At 63.0% G+C, this 15,733-nt stretch carries 7 protein-coding genes and 1 pseudogene; 2 read left to right on the top strand and 6 right to left on the bottom strand.

What is annotated here, in order from left to right; translation table 11 throughout:
- Positions 1-473 precede the first annotated feature (473 nt).
- From OH491_RS06420 to OH491_RS06400, 5 genes and pseudogenes are all read right to left on the bottom strand, one after another.
- A pseudogene (locus OH491_RS06420) lies at positions 474-3,212 on the bottom strand (beta strand repeat-containing protein); the annotation flags it as partial.
- Positions 3,213-4,169: 957 nt separating this feature from the next.
- A complete protein-coding gene (locus OH491_RS06415; RefSeq protein ID WP_068771799.1) occupies positions 4,170-4,976 on the bottom strand; it encodes a fumarylacetoacetate hydrolase family protein in 807 nt (268 codons plus the stop codon).
- A 99-nt stretch (positions 4,977-5,075) separates the two neighbouring features.
- On the bottom strand, positions 5,076-7,331 hold the full coding sequence (locus OH491_RS06410; RefSeq protein WP_068771800.1) for an alpha-galactosidase: 2,256 nt from the start codon (positions 7,329-7,331) through the stop codon (positions 5,076-5,078).
- Positions 7,328-9,658, bottom strand: a complete 2,331-nt coding sequence (locus OH491_RS06405; protein WP_145928970.1) for a right-handed parallel beta-helix repeat-containing protein — start codon at positions 9,656-9,658, stop codon at positions 7,328-7,330. The genes OH491_RS06410 and OH491_RS06405 overlap by 4 nt, the downstream gene beginning before the upstream one ends.
- 5 nt (positions 9,659-9,663) lie before the next feature.
- The gene (locus OH491_RS06400; RefSeq protein ID WP_145928971.1) at positions 9,664-13,185 is read right to left on the bottom strand and encodes a hypothetical protein; all 3,522 of its coding nucleotides are present in this window, start codon (positions 13,183-13,185) and stop codon (positions 9,664-9,666) included.
- A gap of 415 nt (positions 13,186-13,600) precedes the next feature.
- Here OH491_RS06400 and OH491_RS06395 point away from each other — a divergent pair, with 415 nt between their 5' ends.
- Positions 13,601-13,840 carry a hypothetical protein gene (locus tag OH491_RS06395; protein WP_145928972.1) on the top strand — a complete coding sequence of 80 codons (240 nt, stop codon included), beginning with the start codon at positions 13,601-13,603 and terminating at the stop codon, positions 13,838-13,840.
- On the top strand, positions 13,837-14,631 hold the full coding sequence (locus tag OH491_RS06390) for a hypothetical protein (protein WP_068771803.1): 795 nt from the start codon (positions 13,837-13,839) through the stop codon (positions 14,629-14,631). The genes OH491_RS06395 and OH491_RS06390 overlap by 4 nt, the downstream gene beginning before the upstream one ends.
- A 43-nt stretch (positions 14,632-14,674) precedes the next feature.
- On the opposite strand, the gene OH491_RS06385 is transcribed toward OH491_RS06390, so the two are convergent.
- Positions 14,675-15,589, bottom strand: a complete 915-nt coding sequence (locus OH491_RS06385; protein ID WP_068771804.1) for an SMP-30/gluconolactonase/LRE family protein — start codon at positions 15,587-15,589, stop codon at positions 14,675-14,677.
- Positions 15,590-15,733 lie beyond the last annotated feature (144 nt).

The raw sequence follows: 15,733 nt of genomic DNA, 5'->3' as shown, positions 1-15,733 counted from the left end.
TCGTGCCCGAGACGTTCGCGGCGTCGGCGAAGGCTGATGACGACGCGCTCGTAACCGCGCCCGTCGTCGAGCTTGAAGGCGCCGGCGGGGAGCGCGCCGGCCTCGGCGACGATGAGCGGGGCGATGTCGTAAACGACGCGGGTCTTGTCGGCGCGGTTGTCGGTGAACTGGAGGAAGACCTTGGTCGTGCCCGAGACGTTCGCGGCGTCGGCGAAGACGAGCTGGTCGGTCATGGGCCGGGCGCCGTCGTTGGCGACGAGGTTGAAGCTCACGCCGCCGGTGCCGGACCACGCGCCGGTGACGGTGAGTTTCGCGCCGGCGACCGGGGCGTTGTTCGCGCCGATGAAGATGCGCCCGTTGTTGACGACCGCGGACAGCGTGTGGTCGAACCCGCCGAGGCCGAGGCTCGCGCCCGCGGCGACGGTGAACCGGGGCGAGTTCGGCGACAGCGCGCCGGTCACGCCGGCGATGAGGGAGCCCTCGTTGACGAATGTTTCGCCGGTGTAGGAGGAAGGGGCGGCGAGGATGGCGGTAGACGAACCGGTTTTGATGAGCGTGCCCGAGCCAAGGAGCGAACCGGTGATGGTGAGAGGATTATTAATGGAAGAGGTGTCGATCGTGAGATCCCTGCTGTATTCTATCGAGGGTGTTGCGAGAGTGCCGCTCCCCATGATTGTGCCAGTGCTTCCAAATATGATTCTGCCGGTTTCAAGCAGCACGGGACTGGCTGCCGAGTATGTGTCCAAATCTGTATATGTGACGACCCTGATGACAGCCGCAGTCGTGGAACTGGTCTGCACGATTCCTCCGATTTTACCCGCCCCACCCACGCAAGCATCGCTCCCGCCCATCGTCACGTCCCCAACGATTTCAGAGCCTGCAAGGAGATGGACATGGCCTGAGCCGAGTGCGGTTACCGAATCATTGATTTTGCTCCCGGCCTGAAGTTGAATGTGTCCGCTGCGAATTATCACAGGGCCGCCGACGAAACTGTTTGCGCCGAGGAGAACATCCTTCGTGCCGCCGGTGCCGGTGATGGCGCCATGCACCGTGCTGCTAACACCCAGGCTAACTTCGCCAGCGTGAACAATGATCGTGCCCGTAACGACACTATTGGCACCCAAGGCAAGGCTTCCAGAACTCCGAATTATGGCATTGCCATTGATGGCAACGTTATCTCCGGCGACGATGCTGCCTTCGTAGATATTCACAGTGCTGCCAAAGCTGGAATTATTACCAAGAGTGATTGTGGCGTTTGTGCCAAGGACGACTGCACTGCCTTCGAAGCGGGCATTATTGCCCAAGGTGACATTGGCGTCCCAGAGGGTTGCGCTGCCGCTGAAGGTGGCGCCGTTGCCAACCAGGAGCGAACCGCCCGAACCGGTGGCGAGGATGGAGCCGAACGTGACGCCGTCGGCGATGGCGAGGGTGCCGCCATTGAGCTGGGTCACACCGGTGAAGCCGGAGTTGTCCGCCGTGAGGAGCAGCGTGCCCGTGCCGGTCTTGCCGAGAACAGCGTTCGCACCGCCGGTGAGCGTGCCGGTGAAGGCGGCGTCGGCGCTCTGGTCAAAGACCAGCGCGGCGGCGCCGCTGGCACCGAGCGCGATGTTGGCCGACTGGCCGAGGGTATCGGCGTTGCCGGCGAGCGTGCCTTTGCGCAGGTCGATGCCGTTGAGGAAGAGGTTGGCGGTGGAATTGGAGAGCGTGATGGTGCCGGTGGTATCGACGGTGAAGGCACCGGTCGGGGCGGTGCCGCTGAAGCTGCCGCCGAGGGTGCCGGCGCTGCTTTTGTCCACGACGAGGCGGCCGCCGGTAAAAGTGTAGCTGCCGTTGCCCGTGAAGGAGAGTTCGGAGACGACGATGCCGGTGTCCTGAAGCGCGATGTCGCGGTTGCCGGCGGTGTCGGAGCCGTCGAAGATGACCTTGTCGCCGTTGAGGAAGGCGGTGTCGCCGCCCTGCCAGTCGGCGGTGGCGGAGTCCCAGTTGCCGTCGGTCGCGCCCGTCCATTTGACGACGTGGCTGGTCTTCCCGGAGATGAGCTGGAGTTCCTTCTGGTCGGCACTGAGCGTGTAGGCGGCGTTGGCGCGGAGGTTGAGCGGGCTGCCGCCGTCCTGCGTGGTGAGGAGCGAGGAGACAAACGCGCTGGAGAAGGTGCCGCTGGCGAGTTTGAAGAGGGTGAAGGTGCCGGTCTGGATGTTGACGAGGTCGATGGTGGTCGAGCCTCCGAAACCGGCGCTGCCGGCGGTGAGGGTGTCGGCGCCTGCCTCATACATGTCGAAGCGCAGGATGGCGTTGCCGCCGAAGCCGAGCGAGCCGGTGATGGCGAGCGTGGAGGAGGCCGTCACGGTGGAATCGTTATGGGTGAAGCCGACCTGGATCTGGCCCGCGCCCGCGAAGAGCACGTCGCCGTTGATGGTGCCCGCGCCGCCGAAGCCCGCGCCCGCGGCGACGGAGACGCCGGCGTTGAGGTCGCCGGTGAGCAGCATGCCTTGGCTGACGCTGACCGGACCGGCGAGGCCGGAAAGATTGCCGGTGAGCCGGACATCGCCCGCGCCGGATTTGGCGAGGCCGGCGTTGCCCGTGATGGCGCCGGAGACAGTGAAGCCGCCCGCTCCCGAGTCGAGAGCGACACGCGAACCGGCCTGCGCCGCGATGGTGTGGGCGAATGTGGCGCCGGCGGAGCCGCCCGCGAGGGTGCCGGAGACGAATGTCAGGGTTTTGCCCGTGGCCGCGCCGAGCGCGCCGCCGCTGCCGATGGCGAGCACGCCGCCGTCGAGCGTGGTGTCGCCGGAGATGGTGTTGCTGCCGGAGAGAGTGAGCCAGCCCGGGCCGGTTTTGGTGAGCGAGGAGGTGGTGAGGTTGCCGGAGAAGGCGGTGCTGCCGGTGCCGCCGAGGGTGGCCGCGCCCGTGCCGATGTTGACCGCGCCCGCGCCGGAGAGCCCGTTGAGGGTTTGCGCGAGGTTGGCGGCGGAGAGCGTGCCGCCGGCGGCCACGGCCACGCCGCCGCTGCTGGCGAGCTGGTTGGCCGTGGTCAGGACAATCGCGCCGGCTTCCACGGCGGTCGTGCCGGTGTAGCCGATGGTGTTGTTGAGCGTGAGCGCGCCCGCGCCGAGCTTGGTGAGGCCGCTTGTGCCGGTGAAGGTGGCGGTGTTTTGGATACCGATGTTGAAACCGTTGCTGTCGATAAACGCGCCATCGCCTTGGGTGATCATGGCCAGCGGCCCCCTAATGAAGGCGGCGCTGCCCGAAAGCGCCTTGAGCACGCCTCCGTCAAAAATCAGTTTGGAGTTGGCATTTGAAGCGTGGGTCTGGACACCCGTTTTGACCTCCAGGGTTCCACGCGCGCCCGCTGCGCTTCCGCTCAAGGTCAGCGTGTTCACCGAGTTGGCACCGTAGCCGATGATGGCCGCCCCGTTCCAAACGCTCACCACCGCGGAGTCCCTGATGGTGAATACCGTGGTTCCCGTCACCCATCCAAGCGAGAGACCGGTCGCGGCGGATCCCTGAATTTTCCAAGTGGCGTGATCCTTGACCTCCACATTTATCATTCCTCCGGTGCGTTCGCCAAATATGACCGACCCCGTGCCACTGTTTTCCACCAGGGCGCTTCCGCTTATGACCGCGACCAGGCTGGCATTATTATAGGCGAAATCCACATTGGTGGCGTCCATGATAAGGCGGGCGTTGTCCGTGACGGTGAGATACGCCATGTTATTTTGCGAGAAGCGGGTGGCGCCGGTGCCGATATGCAGAGTCCCGCTGCCGTTAATCGTCAGAGCGCCCGTGCCGGGGCTCACGCCCATGGACAGGCCGGTGATGTTAATCTCGCCCGAGCTGATGACGGGGCCGCTCGTTCCAGTATTGATTACGACGTTTCCGGTGGGCGCGGGCACGCCGGTGTCCCAGTTCCCGGCGGTGTTCCAGTCAGTCGTGCCGGCGCCGCCAGTCCAGTTTTGCCCAAGCGCCGACGTCGCGCCAAAGGCGAACGCGAGTGCGAGCGCAGCGGTGATTTTCACGGGCACGGCCGCGCGGGCAAAACGCCCGGAAGCGCCGGGCGTTGCTTTTGGTGTTTTCAGTTCGGTCAGCATGGGTGTTTTCATGATTAAATAAACGGGAGGGCGGTTGGTTTAAGGACGCGCAGAGCGGCGTTATTTTTGCCGGGGCCGTGTTTATAATTGTTCCAGTGCGACGGGATTGGTGAGTTGTCCGATTTTTTCGATGTCCACGGTGACGACATCGCCGGGCCGGAGCCAGCGGGGCGGCTTGGCGGCCATGCCGACGCCGTGCGGGGTGCCGGTGATGATGACCGTGCCGGGGTGGAGCGTGGTGCTCGCGCTGAGAAATTCGATGAGCGCGGGCACGTCGAAAATCATGTCGCCGGTGTTCCAGTCCTGCACGGCCTCGCCGTTGAGGAGCGTGCGAATGCGGAGGGCGTTGGGATCGGGAATCTCGTCGGTGGTCACCAGGCAGGGACCGAGCGGGCAGAACGTGTCGTAGTTTTTGCCGCGCGTCCACTGGCTGCCGCCGCGCTTGATCTGCCAGTCGCGCGCGCTCACGTCGTTGGCGCAGGTGTAGCCGAGCACGTAACCGAGGGCGTCGGCGCGCTTCACGTTTTTGCAGGTCCTGCCGATGACCACGGCGAGCTCGCACTCGTAATCCACCTCGTCGCTGGCTTGCGCGACCGGTATGTAAATCGGGTCCCCCGGGTTTTGCAGAGTGTTCGGTCCCTTGATGAAGAGGATGGGATACTCGGGGATTTTCGCACCGGTCTCGGCGGCGTGATGCCGGTAGTTCAACCCGATGCCGAGGATGATGGCGGGCGCGAGCGGAGCGAGGAGTTTGCCGGGTGTGACGGTCTGTCCGGTGCGGACCAGGCCATCCGGGAGGCCGCCGGAAAGGAGTTCGACTGCCCCGGAATCGGAGAGCGCGCCAAAGCGGATGGTGCGGTCACTGTGGATGAAGCGGATGATTTTCATGGGAGAATTTTTTTAACCGCAGATGAATGCAGATGGACGCAGATAAAATGCGGTCATTATGGTTTTATATAATCTGCGCCTGTCTGCGTTCATCTGCGGTTAGTGTTGGTTGGTTTTTATTTTTGTGATTATCGCCTTGCCGTTTTTGTAATCGATGAAGGTGAAGGTCGCCGGGAAGTCGCGGAAGGCCGGGTCGAGCACCGGCGTCGCGCCGTCGAGTGACTGGATTTCCATGCCGCAGGTCATGCTCAAGTCCGTCCCGACCAGATGGCGGTCTGATGCGCCGAGCGGGGTGAGCCGGATGACGCGCGCGGCATGGGGTGGCAGGTCTTGGACAATCGTGTCGTCCGGCTTGTAAACGCCGAGGAATGTCTGCGTCTTGAACTCGAACGCCACATAAACGGGGGCCGCCGGGAGGTCGGGCACGTCCGCCGGCCTGAAAGCCAATGCCCTCGCGGTGTTGCCGTTCCAATTGCACAGCGTGATGACGGACCAGGGCGGAAGCGGCATCCTGCCGCTTTCTTTTTTTGCGTCAAAGTGGCTGGCAAACTTTTCCGGCAGATAATCGGTCCAGCCGCCAAAACGCCGCGCTACCGGAGCCCGGGCGGGAATCACCATCTTATATAAATCATAGCGATCCTGATCGAGCTCATCGAGTTTTTCGGAAACCTGCACCACACCGCCGCCGAGAAATCTATACACAACAAGGGAAAACGCCTCCTCGTCGGTGAAATTGCCCATCGAGATATGGGGACGGGTGGAACGCCAGCGATCGGCAAAGGCGCGACGGCGGAGCTGGAGGGCATCCTGGTCGCTGGTCCAAAGAATGTCGTCGTAGAAGGCGCGGGCAAAAGTCTGGCGCATTCGCACCGGGTAGCGGGTCGAATGAGGATCGCCCGGAAGCGGGTCCCAGTGGCCGCGGACATCAGAGCCGGAGCGCATGATGTCAACGAGTCCCGCGCTGGCTTCGTAGAGTCCGCCCCAGATGCCAATCATGGTGCGCTCGCCCGCGGCGCGGCGGAGGATTTCCAACCCGCGCCGGTAGGCCTGGGCGCGGTTCATGGTGCGATCGTGGAAGACGGCGTTTTCGTCCAGCGTGACAATGCGCAGAAAATCGAATTTCAAATACCCGTAGCCCCAGCCGGTGAATTTCCGGCACAGCTCCGTCAAGAACGCCTCCGCCGAGGGCGCGGTGGGATCGAGGACAAAGCAGGGATCCATGAAAGGCATGGTTTTGTTGGTGATGCGCTCGCCCTTCCGATTTTTGAGCGGGAGGTCGGGGTAGCGCTTGAGCGCCTCGGATTTCGGATCGAGGAAGAAAGGGCAGCTCCAGAGTCCGGGAGTAAGACCGGCTTGTATTATTTCACGGGCCATGGCCTGCATGCCGTCGGGGAAACGCTCCAAGTTGCTGTTCCAGTCGCCGAAACGGTCGTCCCAGTTGTAATCAATGAGGAATGTGTCGAACTTGACCGGGCGCCTTTTCAACTCGCCCAGATCCTTGCGAATATCGTCCGCGGTGATTTCAGGCCCATAGAAATACCACGTGCAAAATACATTTCTTTTGTCCGCAATCCGCGCGCCCTCGCGTTCTTTTATCCGTTGCGCATGCGCCCGCAGCAGAGAGTCGCAGTCTTTGCCGGTTTGTATATAAAGGGTGTGGGTCGTCCGCGTTGCGCCGGGCGGAACCGCCACGCCGTCGAATTCCGCCAGCGCGGTGAGCGTCTGCAAGGCGGCGAGGTTTTTGTCGGGCCGCACCGAGACGTCGCTCAGGTGTTCAGTCTGACCGTCGAAGCCGATGAACAGCGCGGAGGTTTCAGGGCCCGTGTCGGGAATGATGACAAATCCCGGGTCGGCATGATAAGAGACCGCCCCCGCGGCGGTTTCGCCGGGATCGTCCTCGCCGTGGACGCCCTGCGAGTTGTCCGCGGCGGCTTCCTGCGCGGCTTCGTTGCGAAGCGTCGGGCGGAACGGGCCGGGAACGTCGTTTTTGTGGCGCGCCATGCGGAAGATCGTCCACTCGGGGATGCTCGTGCCCGCCACGAGGAGATGGTCCTGGGCGTGGATTTGCAACGGGATGAGGCCGCGCAGGGCGATGGCGGTGTCGCGGGTATTGGTGACGGAGAGGCGAAGGGTGAAGCCACCTTCGCAAGCCGTGACGGTGCGCGTGAGGCGCAGGCCGGCGACGAGGGCCCGTCCGTCGGCATCGAAGTCGGGCGCGGGGAGCTTTTCGCCGTCGATCACCGGCGCGGGCGTGGTATAGGTGAGGCGCGTGCCGTTGCCGAGATCGAGCGTCCCGGCGGCGGCGGGCGCGAGGCATGCGACGAGGAAAAGGAGAAGTATGCGCGCGCTTTTCATCGTTTGAGCACCCAGTCCTGGACAAAGAACACCGACGGATTGTCGGTGATAATATATTCGGCTATGTTAAATTCCACGCCGGACGGTCTGACGACCACGCGGTGTTTCCCGGCGGAGATCGGACCCAGCGAATGAAGCCAGAGGACACGCTCCGAGCCTTGGTTGAAATTCCATTGGTAGTCCGGCGTCACCGCGACCGACCCGGTCGCGTGCGCGCCGTCCACGCTCACGTCGAATTCGCGCTTTTGGCCCCAGTCGCCCTCGAGGCTTGCGCGGGCGAGCAGCGCGTAGGTCCCGTCCTCCGGGATGTCGATTTGTGCGCCGGATGCCGCCTCGCCCGCCTCGATATAAACACTGTTGGGCGCGGTGGCGGGACGGGCGTCCTCGGTGAACCGGCCTTTTGCGTAGACCGACACGGGACGCGAGAGGCCGTTCGCCGTGCGCACGAGAAACGCGCCCCGGAAGAGCGGGCGTCCCGTGAGCCTGGCCGCGTCGGTGGTGACGGTGAGCTGGAGGGTTTCGCCCGGCCCGACCGTCCCGGAGGCGGGCGCGACGTCAAACCAGTCGAAAACATTGTTCTTGCGAATCTGGAAGGCGACGGAAGCGGGCGCGTCCGTCGGCAGACTGACCGAAACCACGGCGGCTCCGCCCGAGGCGAAATTCACCTGCGCGGGACGCGCGGTCAGCGCGAGAGGACGCACGGGCAGGTCGGCGATGCCGCCGAAAAACGCCCCCATGTCGGTTCCGGCGGGCACCACGCCGGGCACTTCGACGGCACGGCCCCGGGCGGGACTGTGCGCGGCGGGCCGGTAGTCGCCGGCGGCGGGATCAGCCAGCCGGGGATCGGCGGCGAGGGCATGTTTCTCCTGTCCATAACCGCGCCAGGCGGCCGTGAATTTATCCGACGGAGAGCGCGCACGGTTGACCCAAAACAGGTCGTGGTCGAAGTCCTCGGCGCGCGCCCAATCGCCGGGCTGCCGGGCATCGTTGCAGACGAAAATATTATTGCGCATGACCGCCGCCCCGCCGCCGTAGGCGCCGAACGCCCCGGCGGACGGGCCGAAGCCGTGGAGCGTGTTGTTGTATATAAACCGTTTTCCGCGCTGTTCCAGGCGGTGGCTGTTTTTGAAGAACATGAGCGCCAGACCGGCCTCGTCGCCGGGATTCGCGATGAGGTTGCCGATGGCGAACTGCGGGCCGACGAGGCACGGGCCGAAGCTCACGCCGCAAAGCGTGCCCTCGATTTTGTTGCGGGTGAAGCGGACATTCATGCCGCCGCCCTCCAATTCGACGCCGTCATCATTGCCGAAGGCGAGGAAGTTGCCCGCGATGTCGCTGTCGCGATGGAAGCCGCCCTCGGGGGAGGAGTTGCTGTTGCACTCGATCACGTCGTTCCAGCGGTGCTCGTCGCTGCCGACCATGTCGTTCCAGCGCAGCACGGTGCCGCCCTTTGCATGATCGACCACCACGGCCTCCGGGCCGGCGGGGTGGGAGAACATCCACGAGTTCGCGCGCCCGCGCGGATCATGGATGTAACAACGCTCCACCACGGTGCCGGCGCTCCGGCGAATCTGCACGCCGCCGTCGAGGTTTATCAACTGTCCCGAGGCATCCATGTATTTCCCGCGCGCCTTGGTGTTGTCGAACTGCTGCACTCCGGTGCGGCCCCAGCCGGAAAGGTCGCAGTTGAGGATGCGGACGGAGTCACAGTCCTCCACGAGCACGGCATGCCGCTCGCCGCCCTCGACGGCGAGGTTTTCAAGAATTATATAACGCGCGCCTTTCAGGACGATGGCTGCGGGCTGGTTGTCGTTGGCGCGCGGGGCGCGGCGGACAATAAAACCCGTTGGCGCGGTATATTTGATCCAGCCATCGGGCGCGCCCTGCCCGGTGATGACGATGCCATTTTCCGAGACATCCGGCATTTGTGAAAGGTCCACGGTCATTGCGACAGGCGGCGCACTGGACCACGTGCGGAAACAGGCGGACGCGAGCGCCGGCTCCATTGCATTTTCCATGCGCACCCGGAGCTGATAGGCGGCATCCTCCCGCAGGCCGAACAAACTGCCCTTGTATATTTTTTCGGGCTGGTCGCAAACGGGCGCGTGCGCGGCCAGCCATGCGGTCTCCCCGGCGGCCCGGTATTCCACGCGAAACGCGCCGCCCTTTTCGGGGCGGAAATAATAACTGCAACTTTCAAACGACGGCACGACCCGCAACTCGCCGGGCTCCAGCAAGGGCAGCCCATTTCCGTCCTCGACGGCATATGCCGCCGGCACGGTCAATCCTGCAAGGCAGGCGAGAAGACTGGAAAGGACCCGGCGCATTATTATTAAAACTCGAAAGTCGCGATGAAGTTGAACTGGCGGGGGTCAATGATGCGCCACACATAGGGCTTGCCGTTCGAGTCGGCGCGGACGGCTTGGAGCCGCCCGTCCTCAAAGGCGTTGGCAATGGCGAATTGAAACCGGGCGGCGACCCTGTTTCTCCATAGCTTTGTCCGGTATCCCACGTTGAAATCCACGATGGTGGTGGATTCGCCCCAGACGGGGCGGGTGGGGTCCAGTTTGGTATGAACGATCTGCCCGGTCACCGGGTCCGGGCCGTCCAAATCAATGCCGTAATTGCCGATGCCGATCTTGGATTGCCATCTTATGGAGCCGCCCACATCGACCGCCTTTAATATGGGATGGTTGGTGATGCCCGACAGCCGCATGTTGGCCAGAAATTTCACGGTGTATTCCGAGACGTTGTCCCTGGGGATGCCCTCGCGCTGCTTGGCCAGATCCCAATCGGGCTTCACACTGTCGTTAAACCACCGCTCGGCGGTCTGCCCGGGCAATCCGGTTGCCTCGTTCACATAGGCGCTGGTCCACCAGCGGGCTCCGGTCAGCGGGTCGATCAGGTTTTGCCAGAACTCCAGGCGTTCCTCCAAATACGCGGCGAATCCCGGTGCCACCGTGATGTTTCTGGCCTCCGCTTTCGAGGCATTGAACCGCAGGTTCAAGTAGTCGGTGGGCGCCCAGTTCATCTCGAATTCATAGCCCTTGGCCAGCCCTTCATCCACTTCGGTGACTCTGGTGCGGTAGAGTTGCAGGGTGCGCAGACGCTCCGGGGTCATTTGCATGATGGCCGCCACGCGGTTGAAAATCTCGGTGGGCGTAAGGGTTTCCCCCGCCGCCAGCGCCTGTTGCTTCACCCAATCGGAGGCAATCTTGTTCAGGCTGAATGTGCGGTTGGCGGTCTGGTCGTCCGGGAGATCCTCGTCTTCGTAGTCCACTTCATAGATATCAAACAACAACACCCGCCCGACAGGCGCCGCGGTGCCGCGCTGGTTCTGGGTGCGGTTTTCGTAGCGATTCAATTTCATGATCAACCGGTTGTTGAAGAGCCGCAGCGTGAAGCCGTAGTCCTTGCCCGTCCCTGTCGGATTGGGGATGTCCTGTCCGGCCAGGTTGATCGCCGGGTCATAGTTGAGGTCGAGGCTGTCCGATTGGTTGTAGAACACCGAGACTTGGCGCATCCAACGCAAATACCACGGCGCGTTCGCGTCTATCCACGCGGCGGGTTTCACCACCACGCCCTCGGCATGCGTGGTGCCGGAGTTCAGCCTCCATTTGTCAACCCAGCGGTTGTCCCAGGCAAAGTCGTGCGTGAGTCCGTCGGGCAATAGTTGCGGGGAGACTCCGTCCTTTTGGAAAACCCGGTCGCGCCTGACGCCGGCCGTGACGACCACGCCGTCCCGCACGAGGTGGCTTTGCAGCACCGCGCCCATACCCTTGGTGATTTTCAAGGAGTTGTTTGTCCCGCCGGAGCCGGCGAGGTCGGCGGCCAGTCCCAGATAGGCGGGTTCGTGGTGGATCAGGCCGGTTGCGACATTGCCCCAGATGTAGTCATACTGGCCGGGAGTGAGGGTGCCGGGAGAGTAGTCCACATTCTGCCCGATGGCGTCCCCCATGTAATAAAAGGCGTAATTCCGGGTGTTGGTGTTCGAGATTTGGTTCCAAGGCAGGTCCGGGTTGATGACCTCCTGGTTGTTCGAGGTGCCGCGCGGCGTGCCGGCGGGCAGCCACGGGTGCTCGTCGGTCAGCGCATGCCGGTAGTTGTATCTGCGTGTCTCAAACTGTTTGTATTCATGATAGGCGGTGACTTGGTGCAGTCCGAGCCAGCGGGTCCAGCCCGTGTCACGGCGAAAATCGAGTTTGTAAGCCATCTGGGTGCGGAAGGTGTCGTTGAGCAGCGGGTTTTCGCTCACGAGATCCTGGTTCACCGCCAGGTAGGGGCGCAGGTAATTGGGATTGTCGCTGCCGTCGTATAATTTCCGGTTTATATCAATCCCGAGAAAGCTGCTGGTCTGGTTTTTCTTGGATTTCCCCATGAGCATTTTGCTGTAGGAGGTGGAATCCTCCCGGAACCATCCGAGATCCACTGCCAGATATTGCCTGGGGGTTTCTATAAACGTCTGGGTCAGCCGGGCCAGAATGGTGTCGTTCGTCTGGTAGAACCAGTCGGTCGCGGCAATGTTGATGCTGGTCCAGTCATATAATGACTGGTCATGAACGCCGACGGGATAGCGGGAGGTCGTCGAGACCGGCAGGTTCGGATCAAGCACGGGTTGCTGCGCCACCATGGCGTAATTATACAGGGTCTGATCGTTGGCGAAGGCGTTGTCGGTCTCTGTGCCGCGCGGCGACATCCAGAGAATGCTGCCGTCGCGGTCCACAAACAGGAGGGACGTGCCGCGGCCGGAGGTCTGGAACATGCGGGCAAGGCCGCCGTTGTTCGTCATGTAGTTGGTATTGGCCTGGCCGGGGATTTTGTTTCCGTTCCGGTCGTAGGCGGCCCCGAAGGTGCTGCTGAGGTTCGGCTCCAGCGGGTCCCACGTGTATTCGCCCCGTTCGCGCCAGGGGGTGATGCCGTCGGCGGGCGTGATCACGTTGGCGCGGTTGCCCGAGATTTTATATTTCGAGTAGGCGACATTAAAGACCGTCCGCTTGGACGGCTGGTATTTGACCATGAAATTATAAAGCTCCGCGTCAGTGCCGGACGGTTTGCGCTGGAAGCCCTGGTGCCAGAACATCTGCTGGGCGCGCACGGCGAGCCTGCCCTTGACGAGCACGCGGCTCACGTCGAGCGACTCGCGAAAGCCGTTGTTGCCGTCGAGCCGGACTTGGGCCTTGTTTCTGTTGCGGGTGAGGTGAGGGGTGGCGGGGATGGAGTTGATCGTGCCGGCGGGGTTGCCGAGGCCGGCGATGATCGAGCTGGGACCGCGGGTGATCTCGACGCCGTCGAGCAGCAGGCGGTCCAGCGGGGTGCGCCCGCTGGTCTCGAAATTGCCGAAGGTCTGGTTGGGATTGCCCAGGCCGCGCACGCGGTTGGCCGTCCCGGGACTGTCCATGTTGCCGTCGGACACCGAACCGTTCGCATCAATCGAGACATCCGTGAAAGTGCCCGCGCCCTCGGTGCCGACCTCGAAGTTAAAAATATCGTTGATGTCGAGCATGCCGAAGTCGTCCATCTGCTCCGTGGTGATCACGGTGATGGCCGCGCCCAGGTCCTCGATGCTGGAGTTCAGGCGCGTGCCCGCCATGGTGCTTTCGGCGTAGTAGCCGCGCTTTTTGGCGGTGACCTCGAAGACGGACATTTCAACCGGATCCTCGTTGTCGGCGTCGCCCGGCAGGGTGGTTTGGATCCGGACCGGAGAGTCTTTTTCCCCGGAGCGTGCGGACTCGGGGGCGTCGCCGGGCGCCGGCCTGACCGCCTGCGCACGGGACTGCGCGGCGCACACTGCGAGGACGCACAATTGCGCGGAAAGCAGCCGCGCAAGGAATGATGCTGAAGAACGTGGGCTCATGAGAGTGGGTTCTCTGTCTGTTGGTTTATGATGGATCGAAAAACCGCCGTCCGCGGACGGCATGCCAAAGGGGACGAGGATCCGTATCCGTTGAAAAGCGTCTGCCTTGCCGGCGGGCGCGGTGGGGATGCCGCGGCGATTCGGGGGAAATTGCGCATGCCTGGGAAAAGGGGTAAAGCATGATTGTTTGGGCTGGATTTAATTTCACAATGTGAATTGAGGATTTCGTCAAGTAAAATGATGCGTTATTTTTAAGCATCATTGATGCCATGTTGAAATCCGCTGCCCGCAATCACGGGGGGAAAAAGCGAAAGGCCTCGCGGCGCCCGTTCTCCGATCCGCCGGCGGCAGGTCGTGGACCGATCGGGGGTTGTTCATTTTTGATCACTATAACTTGGAAATATCAAACGGTTGCATGAAAGCGGGGCGGAGGAAGAAAGGCGTGGGGTGTTGGGGAATGCTTCATGTCTTTTGGGTTGCCTGTTCCAATAAACCGGCCGATGGAGGCGGGGTGACCGGTGGGGATTATTCCAATACGGGATATGGCCTGTGGCAAAAGGATTACATTTCACTATGTGAATCAGTAATTCGAAAAAATCAAAATGAATTCGACATTCCCAAAACGCTCTGCATCGCTGCCGGAATGTTTTTATGAGAATTTCACTGCCGCCAGCCGGACTCCTCATTTTCCTGCCGCCTGTCCTGTTTGTGGCTGCGTGCGTCTCCGATTCCGGCGCCCCGCCCACGGATGTCACGGTCGCGGCCGAGCGTTCCAAGGCGGCACCGAATTTTGAGCCGCCGACCGCGGAAGCGCCGGCGTATTACGCGTTCCGCTCCATCGGCGGGGTGGAGCTCGGGGCCATTTACGCGGGCGAGCAGATTCCGCCCCGCGACGAGGTCGAGCCGCTGGTGGAAAAGGCGCTCGCCGGCCGGCACTACCTCAAGGCGGGCAAGGGCACCCCGCCACCGTCGCTCGTCATTGCCTACGCTTGGGGCAGCATCAACGCGGAGGACGGGGACCGCCGCACCCGCGAGCGCATGCTGTCGCTGGTGACCACCAACAAAATGAACCTGGAGGAGGGCAGCGTGGACCTCGCCCGCAATCCGCCCAACCTGGACGATGGGCGTTACTTTCTCGTGGTGGCCGCCTTCGACCGGGCGGAACTCAAGGCGGGCAGGAAAAAAATGCTCTGGCGCTCCAAGCTCAGCACCGGAAGCGCGGGCACCACGCTGACGGAAATGCTCCCATCGTTCCTCAATGCCGGCGCGGATTTCTTCGGTCAGGACGGCCTGCCTGCCGTGCTCGACGGCAAGCTGAAGGAAGGGGTCGTCACCATCGGCGATGCGGAGGTGGTGCCGGACAAGGCGAAGAGCGGACAGGCGGAAGACCGCCGGCCTCCCGCCGTCCCGAAAAACGCGTCGCAACCGGGCCCGACTGAGGATTGACCTTGTGTCAACGCGGCGGGCACAAGGCGCATGGGGCTCTTCTTCACGCGGCGCCGTCCCGAAAATAGAATGCCTCCACACCCGCCACGCCGGTCTTGATGGCGAAGATCGCGCCGGCCAGCGACTGGCGCGCAAGCTCGTCCGCTCCGAGATCGGCGCGGGCGGTCGTGACAAAAAGCGTGCGCAACCCGGGGCCGCCAAACGCGCAGGACGTCACATGCGTGACCGGCAGCGCATAATGGCAAAGCAGTTTTCCCGTGCCCGGGTCCCAGCGCGTGACCGCGCCTCCGCCCCAGAGCGCCACCCACAGCATTCCCTCCGCGTCGATGGTCATCCCGTCGGGCAATCCCATTCGCTCCGGGATCTCGACCGCCGCCCGGCGATTCCGGAGCCCGCCGCGCCCGAGGTCATAATCGAAGACGCTGATCGTCCGTGTCGGCGTGTCGATGTAATACATGCGCGAATGATCGAGGCTCCATGCCAGCCCGTTGGAAATGGATACTCCGGACAGCAGGCGTCGCGGCCGCGCCGGCGACCCCTCGCGGGAATGCTCAAACACATAAAGCGATCCCATCCCCGCCTGTCCCGCGAGGGAAACCGTTCCGGCGACAAACCGTCCGGACGGATCGCATTTCCCGTCATTGAACCGGGTGGTTTTCGGGTCATGTCCCTCGGGGCACGTCATGCCGGTCAGCCGCCCGCTCACGGGATCCAGCCTCGCCACTCCGCCGTTGACCGCGACCAGCAAACCTCCGCTTTCCGTCGGCACGACCGCGCTCACCGGAGAGTCCAGCGTCCAGCATTCATTCGCCCACGTCGCCGGATTCAACCGCCCGACCCGCCGCCCGAGGATGTCAACCCAGAGCAGCGCCCCCGCGCGCGCGTCCCACAGCGCGCCCTCGCCCAGGATCGCGTGCACGTCCAGCGCAAATTCAAACTCGGGCTCGACAGGTTTCATACGGGAAGGGAAAGATGTTGGGAAGCGCTCCGGCGCGCGGCCAGGACAGGGTGGAGGCAATCCGGATGAATCTCAAGTATTTTGTTTGACGAAACTATTATTTCATGTTGTGAAACTATTCCGATTGAAGCCTCCCCTGGTTTC

It is taken from the genome of Termitidicoccus mucosus, assembly GCF_038725785.1.
Classification (GTDB): domain Bacteria; phylum Verrucomicrobiota; class Verrucomicrobiia; order Opitutales; family Opitutaceae; genus Termitidicoccus; species Termitidicoccus mucosus.
This window is presented reverse-complemented; position numbering and strand designations above follow the sequence as displayed.